The following is a 16124-nucleotide window of genomic DNA, read 5'->3' on the forward strand; positions in this document are numbered from 1 at the left end:
CACCGCCGAGGAATGGCTCGACGTCCACAACGAGCACATGGCCGCCGAAGACGCCCACCGCGAGGTCACCGCCGAACACGACCTCACCGACGTTGCCCAGCAGCGCGCCGACGACGTCGACACCGTCACCACCGCCGACGATGCCGCCGCCGCGGCCGAGGTCGACGTGCCCGACATTCGTGAGGTCGCGGCCACCGAGGAACCGGTCGTCGAGTCCGACGAGGTACGGGTGCCGTCGGCGGACGAGACAGCCGAATCGGTCGAGCGCGCGCAGCGCGCATTGAAGGAGATCGCCGCCCGACAAGCGGCCGAGGAACAGCACGCGCACGAGGAAGCCCATGCGGCGGAGCTGTACCGCCGCAACACCGCAGATGCTGCCGAGGCGGACGAGATGGCCGACGCCGACGGCGCGGTGTACGGGTGATGAACTGGTCAGCCCTGGGAGTGGGCGGGGATGTCGAGCGGCGGAACCCCGCTGCGATGCCACGCCCACTCCAGGGTGGCCACGATCGATTCAAGCCAGCCGGGCCGGTTCTCGAGGTACGCAGGCACTGGCCGTCGCAGCAACAGCCGCTCAGCAGCCAGGCATTCCGCTTCGATGGTTTCCTCGTGCGCTAGACCAGTTCGCTCAGTGACCGGGGCGTAGGCCAGGAAGGTACGGCCGGTTTCGAGCCGGACGGTCGCGCAGGCTAGCCAGCGGCACACGTCGACAACACCGAGCGCCGCCCAGGTGCGTTCGCGCTCGTACTGGCGTTCGGCGGCCAGCCACAGGCGCGCGAACTCCACGACCGGCACCCGCACGTTGCGGCGGGGGATCCGGTCGAAGTCGCGTCCGGTCAGCTCCATGGAATCCATGGTGACACGCGCCCCCGACAGAAACCGTCCACCGACCGAGGCAATCCGCCGACGTTCGGTCGCCGCTACCCATAACCGCCCTCTGCGGGCGGAACAAGGTCCGCGCAAGCGCGGACTGTGTTTTTGAGCTTCGCAGCCCGGCTTAGCACGGCCCCAACCTCACGGTCAAGGGGCGCATTCCAAAAACTTTTCGGGCGCGAAAAGCGTGCGCCCAAAAACTTTTTGGCCTGACCCCTTGANNAAGACCAAAGCCGAACTCGACGCCGAAGCACTCGGCATGACCGTGGAGAAACTCCACGAACTCAAAAGCCAGGTCGTAGCCACCAAAGGACGCGGGAAGCGCCCGGCAGGGACCGCCGGAGCGGACACCAAACTCGCCGCCTGGGGCGACGTGGATGGGCAGTCCACGCTGTTCGCGGTCGAGCCGAACGGGGCCGTGTCGTGAGTGCGGGTGTAGCGGAAACCGTGGCGGTGAAAGAAGCCCGCGACGACTGGCACGAGGCGTGCAGCGAACCCGGTACCGCCGTGTTTACCGAGATCGAAACCGCACAGGTCCACGAGTGGATCACCGACGCCGTCGACGAGATCCGCATGGGCTGCACGCATTGGAGCTTCTACGTCCTCGCCGGAATCGCGACCTGCCTCGACTGCGGCCACCAGTGGCACATCTGAGGAGGAGGACCGCATGACTGTGCCGCGCGTGCTGGTCACCGGGTCCCGCACCTGGACCGACACCACGATGATCCGCGACGCTCTCGCGAAGATCTGGCAGTGGCGACCGGACACCGTCCTGGTCACCGGGGCCTGCCCGCGCGGCGCCGACAAGCTCGCCGAAGAGTGCTGGACGCACTGGGGCGGACAGATCGAGCAGTGGCTCGCCGACTGGGACCGCCACGGCCGCGCCGCTGGCCTCCGCCGCAACGAGCACATGGTCAACGCCGGCGCCGACTACTGCCTCGCCTTCATCCACGACAACTCCCGCGGCGCCACCCACTGCGCCGAAGCCGCGCAGCGCGCCGGAATCCACACCGTCATCCACCGCACCGCAACCGACGTCCTGGCCGACGACGACCCGGTCGCGGCCGGGCTCTGAAAACCGGATACGCCAACCAGTCAGGAGAAACCGATGTCGCAGTACCTCGCCAAGGCCGCAGACCTCATCGCCAAGGCCGCCGTCAACAACGAACACCACAACGGTCCGACGGCATTGTGGCCCAAGCCCGAGCCCTACCGGGACAACGCGATCCGGCTCGCCGACGCCTATGCCGCACTCGCCGCGATCGAGCATGGCGTACTCCCGGCCGCCCTCGTGCAGCGCGTCCTCGACGCCATCCCCACCGACGTCAACCACTCGTGCTGAGGAGAACCCCGTGAGCAATCCCCGTGATGATGACCGCTGGTTCGAGCGCGAGCAGCAGATGCGCCGCGCCCGCGTCTTGGCTGACCTCCTGGTTGCCGCCGAGCAGGCCGAGATCCCGCCGCTGCGCTGGAGCGTCAGCACCGCCGCCGGATCGTGCCTGCACGGCGAGACCGACGACCCGTTCGACACGAACCCCCAGGCCACCTTCGACGCCTGGACGCGGTTCCTCGGACTGCGCGTGAACAAGCACGGCGACCGCGCCAGCGGCACCTGGAGCCACACCGTGATCGGCATCTACAACCCCCGGCACTCCTCGACCACAAAGGACTGAACGTCATGACTGAACCCACGAACCAGGCCGCCTTCTTCGCCGCGCTGTCCGTCCACATCAACGCCCACCCTGACCTTGCCGAGCTGGCCAGTGTCACCTCGGATTCGACACTCCAGATCGCCAGCGACGAGGGAACACCGGCAGCGCTCGCCTGGGCGCGCACCCTCAGTGGAGACATCACCGTGGACCTCCGGGCATTCCCGAGCGGCACAGCAACTGGGGTCAAGATCAGCGGCACGATGGCCGGTCACCGCGTCACGGTCTTCACCGTCGAACACGACCGGCTCCACGAGCTGCTCCCCCCGGACGTGGGGCAGCCCCACTTCCAGCGCACCGCCATGCTCACTCTGGCCGAACTCGAAACCCATCTCGGCAGCGCAAGGCCGGAACACCTTGCGGCCCCGGCTGCTGCCGAGGAGAACCAGTGATGACGAACCCTCCCGCCGAACTCGTCTGGATCGACGAGCAAGGGCTCTACCTGACCGAGCACGACTACACCGTGTGGGCGTTGGCGGCCCACAGCGTCCACCGCGGCAAGAGTGGTTGGTCGGCCACGGACGAGTGGCACCTTCACCGGGCTTACCCCGATCCCGAGGAGGTGGGCTGGACCGCAGGGACGATCCCGCTCGACCACGGCCGCTGGATCGCGCGCCCGGGGCGCCGGAACCTGTCTCGCGCGAAGCGGATCGCGGCGTGGATCATCGCCAACCCCGAGGCCGCCGCCGGGATGATGCACCACGAGATCGTGCAGGCCGCAGGGGAGGAGGCATGAGCCGCACGGCCACGCACCGGCCCGCGAAGCGCCGCCGGCGTTCCCGCCACGATGACCCGGTCGCGGTGGATCTGTTCTCCGGGTTCGGGGGCCTGACGCAGGGGATCAAGCAGGCCGGGTTCGAGACGATCATGGCCGCGAACCACAACGAGTTCAAGGTCGAGGTGCACGAGGCGAACCACCCGGAGGCCGAGCACTGGATCGCGGACCTGGTCGACCCCGAGTCGGCCGACTACCACGACGACTGTTACTTCCGGTTGCTCAGCAAACACGAGATCGGCCGCGGCTGCGGCTTCGACGTGGACTTCCCCGGCTACCAGGGGACGTTCGTCGTGTGGGGCACCGCCCGCGCCCAGACCGACGGTTTCGACAACGCGGTGTCCCCGGCCGTCGGCGCGTGGATCGGCGCCCGGCTCCGGGCCGTGCTGGACGTACCGGAAGCGATCGCCTGACCGAGAAACACGAAAACGTCCACGTCACGACGGAGAGGCGGCGACAGTGAGCGTCGGGGACGACAGGACTGTGGCGCGAAGTAGAGTGCACGGGGAGTGGCCGTCCGCATACGACATTCCCCGCCACCCGGGGGTGGAACTGGAGTTCCGCCGACGAATGTGGAGGAGGATTAGACGATGAGTGATGGTTCGTCGATCGAGTGGACCGAGGCGACCTGGAACCCGACGACCGGGTGTGACCGGGTGTCGACCGGGTGCGATCACTGTTACGCGTTGACGCTGGCGAAGCGGCTCAAGGCGATGGGGTCGGCGAAGTACCAGACCGACGGCGACCCGCGCACGAGCGGCCCGGGGTTCGGGGTGGCGACACATGCCGCGGCGCTGGGAGAGCCGTTCAGGTGGCGGCACCCTCGGCTGGTGTTCGTGAATTCGATGAGCGACCTGTTCCACGCGAAGGTGCCGGTGGAGTTCATCCGGCGAGTGTTCGCGGTCATGGAAGCGACTCCGCAACACACGTACCAGGTGTTGACGAAGCGGTCCCGCCGGATCCGTCGGCTCGCGTCCTCGCTGGACTGGCCGCCGAATCTGTGGCTCGGGGTGTCGGTCGAGGACGAGCGCGTGGCCTATCGGATCGACGACCTGCGCGAGGTGCCTGCCGCGGTGCGGTTCCTGTCCTGCGAGCCGCTGCTCGGCCCGCTTCCAAAGCTGGACCTTGCTGGGATCGGGTGGGTCATTGTCGGCGGAGAGTCTGGCCCGCACGCACGACCGATGGCGCCAGAGTGGGCCACGGAGATCCGCGATCAGTGTCAGCAGGACGACGTTGCGTTCTTCTTCAAGCAGTGGGGCGGCCGTACCCCGAAGGCCGGCGGCCGCGACCTGGATGGCCGTACGTGGGACGAGATGCCGTCTCGCGTCGTTACCGCAGCCTGACCACCGATTTCCGGTTGATCTGCCCGGATGGCTCGACGTGCACCACGCCTTCGGCTGAGAGGACTCGCAGAGCCTCTGCCGCGTGTTTGCCGAGCCACCGGGCAGTTTCGCGTTCCAGCCAGTCACGCAGGGTCTCCACGCTGATGGGCCCGCTCGCGAGCTTCTGGGCGAGCAGTTCCCGCAACTCGGGGTCGACACCGCCGCCACTGCCGAAGAGGTCCATCTGCCCGGCGACTTCGGCCCCGCGGGTGCGGGTGTCACGGAAGCGCATGCCGCCCTCGCCGTCCACCTTCCACATGGCGTCCTTCATGACCTGGACGCCTTTGACGTGCTTGGTGCCGTGGACCAGGTACAACGGCTGGCCGGTGCGTGGCACGACCTCGAATTTCAGCTGATACTCGAACCCAGCCCGCTGGAGGGCGTCGCGGTACGTCGAGAGCCACTCTCTCCACCGCTCGTCGGGGGCGCTGTCCCGGTCGGCCTTCTGCCAGAACTCGCGGCCGCCGAACACGGCGTCGAGCTGGTCGGCGTCCAGGTCTTCCCGGCGGCTGAACCAGTTCGGCCCGAACGTCACGATCGATTCACTGGCCCGATTTCCCGCGATCTTGCTCAGCAGCGGGAGCGGCACGTTCACGTTGCCCCAGCTGTCGAAGATCGCAAGAACCGGGTTCCCCCAGGCGCCGAGCCGGTCAAGAGCCAGGGTGGTCTCGGTGGCCGCCTCGCCGTGCACGACCTCAACTCGCACGGGCAGGGCCGCCAGGTCGCCGAACTTCTCACGGAGCTCGGCGACCAGATGCTCGTATCGATCGCGGCGCTTCTCGATGAACACCAGCTGCACACGGGAGCGGCGAAGCCCCATCCGATCCCGTGAGGAGTGATTCAGCAGCCTGTCGAGCACGAACACCGGTGAGCCCTCTTCACCGTCGAGGTACCGGCCGGGGCCAGCGAACGCATCGACGTAGGTCACCTTCGGCCAGCTGAACCCCTTGGCGTTCGGCTGGAGCAGCACGGGCCACCAGCCATCGAGGTAGCGCTTGTACAGCCGGTGTTTCGCTTCAGTTGCAGGCTCCAGCGACCACAGTGTGTCGTCCATGGCTCCCCTCCGCGAACGGCTCCCGTGATCGACCACACTACCTACAGTGTGCGCCAGGTAACAGAGAACAGGTGTTCGCACGGCAGCCCAGCCATGACGGATCAACTGCACGACCGTGCAATGTCGACCGAAGCTGGGCCAGTGGCGAGTCGTAAGCTGGCGCAGTGAACCCAGAGTTCTTCGGCCTTACGGCCGTAGCCTGGCAAGGTGTGGGCTCGATCATCGCGCTCCTTGCCTTTATAACTGCCCTGACAGTCGGCCTGTCTCAAGTCCGGTCTGCACAGAAGCTGCGCATCGAGCAAGCACGACCGTACATCGTGGTCGATCTCCTCCCTGGGCATGCGTCCGAGAAGTTGGTCGATCTCGTGATCACCAATATCGGTAAATCGCCAGCGTACGACCTGCACCTCATTTTCGACCCGGTGCCGACACGAACTAACGAAACCACGCAGTTCAAGTTGAAAGACGCACGGATCCTGAACGAACCTACGCCGATGTTCGCGCCGGGGCGCGAGTTTCGAATGTTCTTTGACAGCGCCATTGACAGGTATCCGAGCGGGTTGCCGATGAGCTTCAAGGTGATGACCAGCTACCGCGACAGTGGTGGTCGACGCTACAACGAGACCTTCACCGTGGATTTCGACGTTCGGAGGGGTGCCATGTACACCCAAGTCCACGGCTTGCACGACGCTGTGAAGGTTCTGAAGGAGATCTCAGAGGTCCTCAGTGCGTCGGCGATCGCCAGTAACCCCGTTGAGGTCGTCCAAGAAGAGCGGGCCGTGTTCATGGAGCGCCGAGCGGCCGAGGCCAAGGCTCGACGAGTGGAGTACGAAGAGCTCAAGGCGCAGATGATTCGCCCGACAGAATCTGACGCGGCCGGGCCAGGTGACGGTGACCGCACCGACTCGCAAAGTTGATCAGTATCGCCAGGCTGAAGCACCAACATGCGAGTAAGTCGCCTCAGAGAGGTCCCGATTCATGCTTCCGATCGGGAGGCGCGCAACATGCCTTCGACCAGCACTCTCGCAATGTGGGGGTTGGAGGGTTCGCTTCCTCAGGTTCACTTAGCTTGACCAGGGGATTTCTGCTGGTGGCACGATCGCCTACAGGGAACAGGGCTACGATAAGCGGCGCGTTCGACTGCGGAGGAGCCGTTGTGTACGGGCAGACCTGGCTTGACCTTGGGACGACTCCGCCGCCTGTCGCGTGGCAGATGCTGCGCACGTTGCGGGCGAACCCGCCTGGCCGGGCAGGCCGGGGCGATCGCAAGCGGACGTTCAACATGGCGCTCGAGCAGGCAGAGCAGTTGCTGGGTGCGGCATTGACTGTCGGTCCTGCGGCCCGGCCGCTGCTCGCGTTCTACGGCCTATCGCAGGCTGGGCGAGCCGTGGCCGCCGCTGCGCGTGCTGTGAGCAACGACGATTACCGACTTGATGGCCATGGAATCCGGACCGGTGAAATGCAGGGGATAGCGACAACGGGGTTGGCTGCGCTTACGGTCGCCGACCAGGGGAAGGGCTCGTTTACCCAACTGGCGCGGTTCCTCGGCGGCGCATCCCTGCCGGTCGCCACACCGATCGGCGAACTGTGGGGACTCCTGCCCGACGTTAGCCGATTCCCCTTACCTGGCATGGGCACAATGCGCCCGGTCTCGATCGAAACGAATGCCACGACGGTCAGGGGGCACAACGTGCCGGTCTCGGTCCGTGGAGTCCCATCGGAGCTGGCCTACGTGGCGAGCGCTTCTGGCAGCGGTCCCGGCGCCGACGCCGCCGGCTACGCCGAGGAACGCCGGCGTGTTGCTGCCTTCCTCAACCGGTACCCCGGTCTTGGAGGGTGGGAATTCCAGGCACCGGACGGCAACCCGATCGGTTTGCGCCTCGCTGGCGACGCGGCGGAAGTGCCCGTCGCATGGCCCAATCCGGGCTATGCCGAGGCTGAAGACGCAGTGCTTGACCGTCACACGATCCAATACCGAGGGCGCCAGCGCCTCGCATTCCCTGTGGTCGGCGGCGCCACGGAGCCCGCCCATCCCTTCCTGCTGTGGTGGGCGATCCTGTACGGGCTATCGATGTTGGCCCGGTACGAGCCCAAGGTCTGGGGCAGCCTCATCGACATAAACGAGAGCGCCGACGCCACCGCGATTGAGTACTTCCTCGACCAGGCGTTGTACCTGCTCCCGGAGCTTATCCACCGAACCATCAGCGCCGTCGACAGCTGATCCGTCGGTACGTGCTCACAAGTTCGCCGACCTGCGACCGCCTTGTGGCGGCCGGCCTCTCGCGACCCAAATGCCGCGCCCAGCCAGTCCACTGGAGGCAGTAGGATCGGCGACGTGGCGGATGAGAACCTGGCGCAGCGGGTAGCACGTTTGGAACGTCAAGTGGCCGAACTTAGCGAGCGGTCTGCCGATAGCGCTGCAGCTCGGGTGCTCGCCGCGGGCGCCGATCGCGACGTCGCGGAAGTCCGTGCCGAACTCCGAGCCCATACTGGCACGCTGAACGCCCTGCGCGAGGACCAGGTTGACCTTCGCGACGATGTGCGCGGCCTGCGCGAGGAGATGCGCCAAGGCTTCAGCACGGTAACCACCTCCTTGGGGCAGATCATCGAGCTGCTCGATCGGGACAATCAGACCGACGAGTGACCGGCTATGCACGTCGATGACGGATCAGGCCTCGTGGTTCGCCGAAGCACGGGCTACTTCCCGTTGTCGAGATCCTCTTCCTGATCCTCGAGCCACCGCTCAAGGTCGGTGCGTCGGATGCGAATCCCGCCGTTCGGGAGCTTGATGCACTTCGGCCCGCGCCTCTTCGCGCGCCACTCATAGAACGTGCTGCGGGCGACGCGCAGCTCGTAACACGCTTCTTCGACTGTCAGCAGGTCACGTGGACGGGGCATTTTGCTCCTCGCGAAGCCGAGTCACGAACTTGTCGACCGCATCCACCGGGACTCTCCGTAGTCGGCCAATCGACACAGATTCAAGTTCGCCACTTCGGATCAGCTCGTAGATGATCGTGCGACTGACGGTAAGGCTTTCCGCTGCTTCCTCAACCGTCAGTAGTCGACGCGCTGTTGCTGGTGGAGGCTGTGCGTCCGCGAATCGCTCGACGACAGTGTTGGCAATCAACTCGGCAATGCGGTGCAGCAAGGCGGCCGACGGGTCGGCCTGATCGTGATCAATCATCGATCGTCCTGTCTCCGCCATCCCGCCTGTCTGTGGCGTTGGCGGGTACGGCTTGGAGTCCAAGTGTCACCACTGGCCGGAGTTGCTGCAAATCGTGACACATGTGCAAATGCAGCAAAATGAGCGATAAATTGAACTGAATATTTTTCCGCTCAATTCTGATGATTTGAAGTACGGTTGATTTCATGCGGAACGTCGGTCACGGTGATGGTTGATTAAGGAGGCGAGTGTGAACTTATCTGAGAACGCGAAGGTTCCTCGGGAGATGCTGACGGTTGAGCAGGCGGCCGACCGCCTTGCTGTTAGTCGCACCACCATGTTTGCGCTGATCAAGGACGAGGTGGTCCCGAGTGTGCTTGTTGGCCGTTACCGGCGAATCCCGGCTGATGAGCTAGCCGCGTACGTCGAGAGCCTTTCTGCTCCGAAAGGCGACTGATTATGCCGCGCAAGAAGCGACTGGAGGGCACGCGCGCACCTAACGGTGCCAGCAGTATCTACTTGGGAAAGGACGGAAAATGGCATGGTCGCGTCACCATGGGTGTGCTCGATAACGGAAAGCCGGACCGGCGACACGTCGAGCGGGCGACCGAGGCTGAGGTAATCAGCAAGGTGCGAGAACTGGAGCGCCTCCGCGACAGCGGCAAGGTGCCCAAAGCCGGAGCGCGGACCTGGACCGTCGAGAGGTGGTTGATCCATTGGGTCGAGACGATCGCGGCGCCATCCGTTCGCGAGAACACACTGGCCGGGTATCGGACAGCGGTCTACAAGCACCTCATTCCCGGGCTCGGCGCACATCGGCTCCGGAAGCTGGAGCCCGAGCACCTCGAAAAGCTGTACGCGAAGTTGGCCGCCCGCGGCGCGAAGCCTGGAACGGTGCACCAGGTGCACCGCACTGCGAAGACGGCGTTCAACGTCGCGCTGGACCGTGGACGGCTGGACACGAATCCGGCGAAGCTGGCGAAGTCGCCCCGTCTCGACGAGGACGAGATCGTTCCGCTGACCGCGGTTGAGGCGAAGCGTGTTCTGGCCGCAGCCCGCGGCCGGCGTAATGGAGCGCGGTTCGTGATCGCCCTCGCGCTCGGCCTTCGACGGGGTGAAGCGCTCGGCCTGAAGTGGTCGCGAATCGATCTCGACGCCGGTCTGCTGCGGACACCGCGCCAGCTTCAGCGGCACAAGTGGAAGCACGGATGCGACGACCCTCACCAATGCGGTGCACGGCTCCACAAGGTCACGCCCTGCCCCGACGCGTGCACCAGGCATGCGAAGTGTCCGCCTGTGTGCCCGCCCGACTGTGTACGGCACGCGAGTTCGTGCCCGAAGCGTCACGGTGGAGGCCTTCGCGAAGTCGACGTGAAATCTAAGGCCGGACGCCGCACCGTCGGCATCCCGAAGCCACTGCTGAAGCTGCTGCGCACGCACAAGGCCGCGCAGGACGAGGAACGGGAGTTTGCTGGCACCGAGTGGCAGGAGGGCGGCTGGGTATTCGCCCAGCCGACCGGCCGCCCGCTCGATCCTCGCGCTGACCATGACGAGTGGAAGGCGTTGCTGGCCGAGGCGGAGGTGCGCGACGCCCGACTGCACGACGCTCGGCATACCGCGGCCACCATGCTACTGGTCCTCAAAGTCCCGCTGCCCGCGATCATGGAGATCATGGGCTGGGGAGACGCGGCAGTGGCGAAACGCTACGTGCACGTGCCTGACGAGGTCGTCACCGAGATCGCAGGACAGGTTGGCGACTTCCTGTGGAGCGACACGGCGAAGCCGCCCACAACGCCACCGTCCACCGATGCTTCGCTGATCGACCAGCTCCAGCGCCTACTCGACGCTGCCAAGGCGTCGGGTGATCCCGACGACGAGGATCCGCCCGTCCTTCGAGTGGTGAGCTGAACCCGTATAACGCCTTGTACTGAGACGGAAACTGAGACGGCGGGACTGGCTCATTTGAGCTGGTCCCGCCGTTTTTGCTGCTCACTGTGTCGACCGAAGTCGGGATGACAGGATTTGAACCTGCGACCCTCCGCTCCCAAAGCGGATGCGCTACCAAGCTGCGCCACATCCCGTGACTCCCCGGATCTCCCGGGGGGTGTGCGCACAGCCTAGCGGGTCACGCTAAGCTGTTTTCGCACCCGGTACTCCGGGGGCACGCGGGTGTAGCTCAATGGTAGAGCCCTAGTCTTCCAAACTAGCTACGCGGGTTCGATTCCCGTCACCCGCTCCACTGCTCCGCAGCAGCACCCGCAGGCGCCTGGCCTGCGGGTTCTTTTGTGTCGAGGGGAAGCACGCGTGGCGTCCGAGAGCGTCGGCGGGGTGTCGTGAGTGGCGATTCGGGTTAGAACCCGAAACGCCACTCACGACCAACCGGACCGAAGGCTCAGTCCTCGTCGCCGTCCGCAGAAGCCTCGGAGTCCTCGGCGGCGGCCACGGCGGCCTGTGAGAGGCCGCTGGAGGCCGCGTCCGCCTCAAGGTGGGCCGCGATCAGGTCCAGCAGCTTGTCGGTGTCGACAGGCTTCGTCACGTAGTCGTCCGCTCCCGAAGCCAGCGTCCGGGCCTTGTCCTCCGCCGTCGCCTTCGCCGTGACAGCGATCACAGGCAGGTCCTCGTGCGCGGCTTCGGCGCGGATGGCGGTGATCGTGGCGTTGCCGTCCAGTTCGGGCATCATCACGTCCATCAGGACGAGCGCGGTGTCCTCGTGCCGTTCCAGTGCCCGGATGCCCGCGACGCCGGTCTCGGCGTAGATGACCTCCAGCCCGTTGCGTTCCAGCACGGAGGCCAGCGCGAAGACGTTGCGCAGGTCGTCGTCGACGATCAAGATCTTCTCGCCGTGGAACCGCAGCGACGGCTTCGCCGGGGCCACCGGCGGGACGGCCATGATCAGCGGGACACCGCCCGCCTGTGTGGTCGGGACGACCAGGTTCGACGCGCTCACCGGCAGGTAAAGGGTGAACGTGCTGCCCTTGCCGGGCTCGCTGCGGACACGGAGTTCGCCGCCGAGCAGTTCCGTCAGCTGCTGGCTGATCGACAGGCCGAGCCCGGTACCGCCGTATTTGCGGCTGGTGGTGCCATCGGCCTGGCGGAAGGCGTCGAAGATGATCGCGAGTTTGTCCGGGGCTATGCCGATCCCGGTGTCCTCGACGGCGAACGCGAGGACGCCGGGGGCTTGGCGGAGCGAGTCCGTTTCGACCTCGTAGGGGTCGGCCATCCGGATGTGCAGGCGTACGCCGCCCTCGTCGGTGAACTTCGCCGCGTTGGACAGCAGGTTCCGCAGCACCTGCTGCAGGCGGTGTTCGTCGGTGTGGATCGACGACGGCACCGGCGGGTCGATCAGGACGGCGAACTCCAGGCCCTTGTCCGAGGTGAGCGGACGGCAGATCGATTCGACGTACTCGACCAGTTCGGGCAGCGTGACGTCGGACATCTGCAGGTCCAGGTGACCGGCCTCGACCTTGGCCATGTCGAGGATGTCGTTGATCAGCTGCTGCAGGTCGCTGCCCGCCGAGTAGATCGTGCGCGCGAACTGGACCTGTTTCTCCGTCAGGTTCCCGTCCGGGTTCTCCGAGAGCAGTTTCGCCAGGATCAGCGCGCTGTTGAGCGGGGTCCGCAGCTCGTGTGACATGTTCGCCATGAACTCGGATTTGTACTGCGACGCCATGGTCAGCTGGCCGGCGCGTTCTTCGAGTTCCTGTCGTGCCTGCTCGATCTCGCTGTTCTTGACCTCGATGTCGCGGTTCTGCTGTGCCAGCAGTGCAGCCTTCTCCGCCAGATCCGTGTTGGAGCGGCGCAGTTCCCGTTGCTGCGCCTGCAACTGCTCGGACCGCGCGCGCAGTTCCTGTGCCAGGCGCTGGGATTCGGTCAGCAGCGCCTCGGTGCGCGAGTTGGACTGGATGGTGCTGACGTTGACCGCGATGGTCTCCTTCAGCTGCTCCAGCAGGTCGATGTGGACGGTGCTGAAGGCGTTGATCGTCGCCAGTTCCAGCACGCCGAGCACCTCGCCCTGGAACAGCACCGGCAGCACGATCACGTTGACCGGGGCGGCCGAACCCAGGCCGGAAGAGATCAGCGCGTACTCCGGCGGGGCCTCGTGGACCAGGATCGTGCGGCGGTCGACCGCGGCCTGTCCGATGAGCGACTCGCCGGGCGCGAACCGCAGGCCCGCCTGTGACTTCGCCAGCCCGTAGGCGGCGATGCTCTCGAGAACCATCTCGTCCTGCTCGTCTTCGCGGGCGAGGAAGAACGCGCCCTGCTGCGCGGACACCAGCGGCGTCAGCTCACTGAGGATCAGCGACGCCACGGACGCGAGATCGCGGTGACCCTGCATGAGCGCGGACAGCCGGGCGAGGTTGGTCTTGAGCCAGTCCTGTTCGCGGTTGGCGCGGGTGGTCTCCTTCAGGTTCGCGATCATCTGGTTGATGTTGTCCTTGAGTTCGGCCACCTCCCCGGACGCGTCGACGGTGATGTGGCGGGTCAGATCGCCCGCGGTCACCGCGGTGGCCACCTGGGCGATCGCCCGCACCTGCGTGGTCAGGTTCCCGGCCAGCTGGTTCACGCTTTCGGTCAGCCGCGACCACGTGCCGGCGACGCCGGGCACCTCCGCCTGGCCGCCGAGCGTGCCGTCGGTGCCGACTTCGCGCGCGACCCGGGTGACCTCGGAGGCGAAGGACGACAGCTGGTCGACCATCGTGTTGATGGTCGTCTTGAGTTCGAGGATCTCGCCGCGGGCGTCGATGTCGATCTTCTTCGACAGATCGCCCTGCGCCACCGCGGTGGTCACGGTCGCGATGCTGCGGACCTGGCCGGTGAGGTTGTCGGCCATGACGTTCACGTTGTCCGTCAACGCCTTCCACGTGCCCGCCACGTTCGGCACGCGGGCCTGGCCGCCGAGGATGCCTTCGGTACCGACCTCGCGCGCGACCCGGGTGACCTCGTCGGCGAACGCGCGCAGCGTCTCGACCATGCTGTTGATCGTCTCGGCGAGCACGGCGACCTCGCCCTGCGCATCGATCGAAATCTTCTTCGAAAGGTCGCCGTTCGCCACCGCCGTCGTCACCGTGGCGATGCTCCGCACCTGATCGGTGAGGTTGTCGGCCATGACGTTGACGTTGTCGGTGAGGTCCTTCCAGGTCCCCGCGACGCCGCGCACCTGCGCCTGACCGCCGAGCTTGCCTTCCGTACCCACTTCACGGGAGACGCGGGTGACTTCGTCGGCGAAGGCCGAGAGCTGGTCGACCATCGTGTTGACGGTGTTCTTGAGCTCCAGGATCTCGCCGCGTGCGTCGACGATGATCTTCTGCGTCAGGTCGCCCTTCGCGACGGCCGTGGTGACCTGGGCGATGTTGCGCACCTGGTCGGTCAGGTTGTTCGCCATGAAGTTGACGTTGTCGGTGAGGTCCTTCCAGGTACCGGCGACGCCGGGCACCTGCGCCTGGCCGCCGAGCCGCCCGTCGCTGCCGACCTCGCGGGCGACCCGGGTGACCTCGTCGGCGAACGAGGACAGCTGATCCACCATGGTGTTCAGCGTGTTCTTGAGTTCGAGGATCTCGCCCTTGGCGTCGACGGCGATCTTCTGCGACAGGTCACCCTTCGCCACCGCTGTCGCCACCTGGGCGATGTTGCGGACCTGCGCGGTGAGGTTGTTCGCCATGAAGTTGACCGACCCGGTGAGGTCGCGCCACGTCCCGGCCACCCCCGGCACCTGAGCCTGACCGCCGAGCTTGCCTTCGGTGCCGACTTCGCGCGCCACTCGCGTGACTTCGTCGGCGAAGGCCGAGAGCTGGTCGACCATCGTGTTGACGGTCGTCTTCAGTTCGAGGATCTCGCCGCGCGCGTCGACCGTGATCTTCTGGGTCAGGTCGCCCTTCGCCACCGCCGTGGTGACCTGTGCGATGTTGCGGACCTGGTGGGTGAGGTTGTCCGCCATCTGGTTCACCGAGTCGGTGAGCCCGCGCCAGGTGCCCGCCACCCCAGGGACCTCGGCCTGTCCGCCGAGACGGCCTTCGCTGCCGACCTCGCGCGCCACTCGCGTGACCTCGTCCGCGAACGCCGAGAGCTGGTCGACCATGGTGTTCAGGGTGTTCTTGAGTTCGAGGATCTCGCCCTTGGCGTCGACGTTGATCTTCTGCGACAGGTCGCCCTTCGCCACCGCCGTGGCCACCTGGGCGATGTTGCGGACCTGGTCGGTCAGGTTGTCCGCCATCAGGTTCACCGAATCGGTGAGGTCGCGCCACGTGCCCGCCGCGCCGGGGACCTGCGCCTGACCACCGAGACGGCCTTCGCTACCGACCTCCCGGGAGACGCGGGTGACTTCGTCGGCGAAGGCCGAGAGCTGATCGACCATGATGTTGACGGTGTTCTTGAGCTCCAGGATCTCGCCGCGCGCGTCGACGTTGATCTTCTGGGTCAGGTCGCCTCGCGCCACCGCGGTGGTGACCTGGGCGATGTTGCGGACCTGGTCGGTCAGGTTGCTGGCCATGACGTTGACGTTGTCGGTCAGATCACGCCAGGTGCCCGACACACCCGGAACCTCGGCCTGTCCGCCGAGACGGCCTTCCGTGGCGATCTCACGGGCCACTCTGGTGACTTCGGTCGCGAAGCGTGACAGCTGCTTGATCAGGCCGTTCAGCGTTTTGGCGACTTCGAAGAACTGACCTTGCAGTGGCCGCCCGCCGACCTCCAGCGGCATCGTCTCGGACAGATCACCCTCGGCGACCGCCCCGAGTACGCGGTTGAGCTCGGCAGTGGGCCTGCTCACGTCCTCGATCAGCCCGTTCACCACGTCGACCGCGGTCGCCCAGCCGCCGGGACCGATCTCGGCCGCGACACGCTCGGTCAGCCTGCCTTCCTTGCCGACCGCTTCGCGGACGCGCAGGAGTTCGGCCACCAGCCGCTGGTTGCGTTCGGCGATGTCGTTGAAAGCGCCCGCGAGCTGGGCCGCGAGCCCGTCGCCGTGCGCCACGAACCGCCGCCGGAAGTTGCCGTCCCCGAGGTCTCGGGCCGCCGCGAGCAGGCGTTCCAGGGTCGCATCGTCGGACTGGGCGCCACCACCTTCCACGGGGCTTCGGTGCCTTTGGGAGTGCTGTGTCATCTGTGTCGACCCTCTCCACCACGCATGCCAAGCCATGGTCGTCGCATCAGCGTGCCATGATTCGACCTA

At 66.1% G+C, this 16124-nt stretch carries 19 protein-coding genes and 2 tRNA genes; 15 read left to right on the forward strand and 6 right to left on the reverse strand.

The annotated features are described in order from the left end of the window. Window positions 1-424 (forward strand): hypothetical protein (locus tag AVL48_RS39635; RefSeq protein ID WP_211274743.1); only part of this gene is annotated, 424 nt, incomplete at its 5' end. A gap of 8 nt (window positions 425-432) precedes the next feature. Here AVL48_RS39635 and AVL48_RS23375 read toward each other — a convergent pair. Then, window positions 433-846 (reverse strand): hypothetical protein, encoded by a 414-nt coding sequence (locus AVL48_RS23375; protein ID WP_143178242.1) that lies wholly within the window; start codon window positions 844-846, stop codon window positions 433-435. Window positions 847-1296: 450 nt separating this feature from the next. Between AVL48_RS23375 and AVL48_RS23385 the strand changes: the two genes are divergently transcribed. The 8 genes from AVL48_RS23385 (at window position 1297) to AVL48_RS23420 (ending at window position 4700) form a co-directional block, all read left to right on the forward strand. Next, window positions 1297-1527 carry a hypothetical protein gene (locus tag AVL48_RS23385; RefSeq protein WP_143105067.1) on the forward strand — a complete coding sequence of 77 codons (231 nt, stop codon included), beginning with the start codon at window positions 1297-1299 and terminating at the stop codon, window positions 1525-1527. Between the two features lie 13 nt (window positions 1528-1540). Beyond that, a complete protein-coding gene (locus AVL48_RS23390) occupies window positions 1541-1948 on the forward strand; it encodes an SLOG family protein (RefSeq protein WP_063816595.1) in 408 nt (135 codons plus the stop codon). Between the two features lie 33 nt (window positions 1949-1981). Next, window positions 1982-2215, forward strand: coding sequence for a hypothetical protein (locus AVL48_RS23395; protein ID WP_061988850.1), 234 nt, complete (start codon window positions 1982-1984; stop codon window positions 2213-2215). A 10-nt stretch (window positions 2216-2225) separates the two neighbouring features. Further along, window positions 2226-2546, forward strand: coding sequence for a hypothetical protein (locus AVL48_RS23400; RefSeq protein ID WP_061988852.1), 321 nt, complete (start codon window positions 2226-2228; stop codon window positions 2544-2546). Between the two features lie 5 nt (window positions 2547-2551). Beyond that, the gene (locus AVL48_RS23405) at window positions 2552-2974 is read left to right on the forward strand and encodes a hypothetical protein (RefSeq protein WP_061988854.1); all 423 of its coding nucleotides are present in this window, start codon (window positions 2552-2554) and stop codon (window positions 2972-2974) included. Further along, window positions 2974-3318: a hypothetical protein gene (locus AVL48_RS23410; protein ID WP_061988856.1), complete on the forward strand. Its 345-nt coding sequence runs from the start codon at window positions 2974-2976 to the stop codon at window positions 3316-3318. Before AVL48_RS23405 ends, AVL48_RS23410 begins: the two co-directional genes overlap by 1 nt. Beyond that, window positions 3315-3770 carry a DNA cytosine methyltransferase gene (locus AVL48_RS39840; RefSeq protein ID WP_061988858.1) on the forward strand — a complete coding sequence of 152 codons (456 nt, stop codon included), beginning with the start codon at window positions 3315-3317 and terminating at the stop codon, window positions 3768-3770. The genes AVL48_RS23410 and AVL48_RS39840 overlap by 4 nt, the downstream gene beginning before the upstream one ends. Before the next feature lie 177 nt (window positions 3771-3947). Further along, on the forward strand, window positions 3948-4700 hold the full coding sequence (locus tag AVL48_RS23420) for a DUF5131 family protein (RefSeq protein ID WP_061988860.1): 753 nt from the start codon (window positions 3948-3950) through the stop codon (window positions 4698-4700). Here the strand turns inward: AVL48_RS23420 and AVL48_RS23425 are convergent. After that, window positions 4687-5793, reverse strand: coding sequence for a three-Cys-motif partner protein TcmP (locus tag AVL48_RS23425; RefSeq protein WP_061988862.1), 1107 nt, complete (start codon window positions 5791-5793; stop codon window positions 4687-4689). The genes AVL48_RS23420 and AVL48_RS23425 overlap by 14 nt on opposite strands. A gap of 164 nt (window positions 5794-5957) precedes the next feature. Here AVL48_RS23425 and AVL48_RS23430 point away from each other — a divergent pair, with 164 nt between their 5' ends. The 3 genes from AVL48_RS23430 (at window position 5958) to AVL48_RS23440 (ending at window position 8437) form a co-directional block, all read left to right on the forward strand. After that, on the forward strand, window positions 5958-6710 hold the full coding sequence (locus AVL48_RS23430; RefSeq protein ID WP_061988864.1) for a hypothetical protein: 753 nt from the start codon (window positions 5958-5960) through the stop codon (window positions 6708-6710). Between the two features lie 239 nt (window positions 6711-6949). Further along, a complete protein-coding gene (locus tag AVL48_RS23435) occupies window positions 6950-8014 on the forward strand; it encodes a YaaC family protein (RefSeq protein ID WP_061988866.1) in 1065 nt (354 codons plus the stop codon). Window positions 8015-8128: 114 nt separating this feature from the next. Next, window positions 8129-8437, forward strand: a complete 309-nt coding sequence (locus tag AVL48_RS23440) for a hypothetical protein (protein WP_061988868.1) — start codon at window positions 8129-8131, stop codon at window positions 8435-8437. A 53-nt stretch (window positions 8438-8490) separates the two neighbouring features. Here the strand turns inward: AVL48_RS23440 and AVL48_RS23445 are convergent, their stop codons facing one another. Beyond that, window positions 8491-8691, reverse strand: coding sequence for a helix-turn-helix transcriptional regulator (locus AVL48_RS23445; RefSeq protein WP_061988870.1), 201 nt, complete (start codon window positions 8689-8691; stop codon window positions 8491-8493). Continuing rightward, window positions 8675-8977: a helix-turn-helix domain-containing protein gene (locus AVL48_RS38515; protein ID WP_063816596.1), complete on the reverse strand. Its 303-nt coding sequence runs from the start codon at window positions 8975-8977 to the stop codon at window positions 8675-8677. The genes AVL48_RS23445 and AVL48_RS38515 overlap by 17 nt, the downstream gene beginning before the upstream one ends. A gap of 229 nt (window positions 8978-9206) precedes the next feature. On the opposite strand from AVL48_RS38515, the gene AVL48_RS38520 reads away from it, so the two are divergent. Next, window positions 9207-9413, forward strand: coding sequence for an excisionase family DNA-binding protein (locus AVL48_RS38520; protein WP_061988872.1), 207 nt, complete (start codon window positions 9207-9209; stop codon window positions 9411-9413). 2 nt (window positions 9414-9415) lie between these two features. Beyond that, the gene (locus AVL48_RS23450) at window positions 9416-10864 is read left to right on the forward strand and encodes a tyrosine-type recombinase/integrase (protein ID WP_061988874.1); all 1449 of its coding nucleotides are present in this window, start codon (window positions 9416-9418) and stop codon (window positions 10862-10864) included. Window positions 10865-10963: 99 nt separating this feature from the next. Here the strand turns inward: AVL48_RS23450 and AVL48_RS23455 are convergent. Further along, a tRNA-Pro gene (locus tag AVL48_RS23455) sits at window positions 10964-11037 on the reverse strand. A gap of 84 nt (window positions 11038-11121) precedes the next feature. On the opposite strand from AVL48_RS23455, the gene AVL48_RS23460 reads away from it, so the two are divergent. After that, window positions 11122-11195, forward strand: a tRNA-Gly gene (locus tag AVL48_RS23460). Between the two features lie 153 nt (window positions 11196-11348). Here AVL48_RS23460 and AVL48_RS23465 read toward each other — a convergent pair. Further along, window positions 11349-16022, reverse strand: coding sequence for a HAMP domain-containing protein (locus AVL48_RS23465; protein WP_244162657.1), 4674 nt, complete (start codon window positions 16020-16022; stop codon window positions 11349-11351). Between the last annotated feature and the right edge of the window lie 102 nt (window positions 16023-16124).

Source organism: Amycolatopsis regifaucium (assembly GCF_001613935.1).
GTDB classification, from domain to species: Bacteria; Actinomycetota; Actinomycetes; order Mycobacteriales; family Pseudonocardiaceae; genus Amycolatopsis; species Amycolatopsis regifaucium.

Bases quoted from the DNA above. Each gene is read 5' to 3' on its own strand.
- AVL48_RS23375 (WP_143178242.1), bottom strand. From the start codon at position 846: ATGGAGCTGACCGGACGCGACTTCGACCGGATCCCCCGCCGCAACGTG.
- AVL48_RS23390 (WP_063816595.1), top strand. From the start codon at position 1,541: ATGACTGTGCCGCGCGTGCTGGTCACCGGGTCCCGCACCTGGACCGAC.
- AVL48_RS23395 (WP_061988850.1), top strand. From the start codon at position 1,982: ATGTCGCAGTACCTCGCCAAGGCCGCAGACCTCATCGCCAAGGCCGCC.
- AVL48_RS23405 (WP_061988854.1), top strand. From the start codon at position 2,552: ATGACTGAACCCACGAACCAGGCCGCCTTCTTCGCCGCGCTGTCCGTC.
- AVL48_RS23410 (WP_061988856.1), top strand. From the start codon at position 2,974: ATGACGAACCCTCCCGCCGAACTCGTCTGGATCGACGAGCAAGGGCTC.
- AVL48_RS39840 (WP_061988858.1), top strand. From the start codon at position 3,315: ATGAGCCGCACGGCCACGCACCGGCCCGCGAAGCGCCGCCGGCGTTCC.
- AVL48_RS23420 (WP_061988860.1), top strand. From the start codon at position 3,948: ATGAGTGATGGTTCGTCGATCGAGTGGACCGAGGCGACCTGGAACCCG.
- AVL48_RS23425 (WP_061988862.1), bottom strand. From the start codon at position 5,793: ATGGACGACACACTGTGGTCGCTGGAGCCTGCAACTGAAGCGAAACAC.
- AVL48_RS23445 (WP_061988870.1), bottom strand. From the start codon at position 8,691: ATGCCCCGTCCACGTGACCTGCTGACAGTCGAAGAAGCGTGTTACGAG.
- AVL48_RS38515 (WP_063816596.1), bottom strand. From the start codon at position 8,977: ATGATTGATCACGATCAGGCCGACCCGTCGGCCGCCTTGCTGCACCGC.
- AVL48_RS23450 (WP_061988874.1), top strand. From the start codon at position 9,416: ATGCCGCGCAAGAAGCGACTGGAGGGCACGCGCGCACCTAACGGTGCC.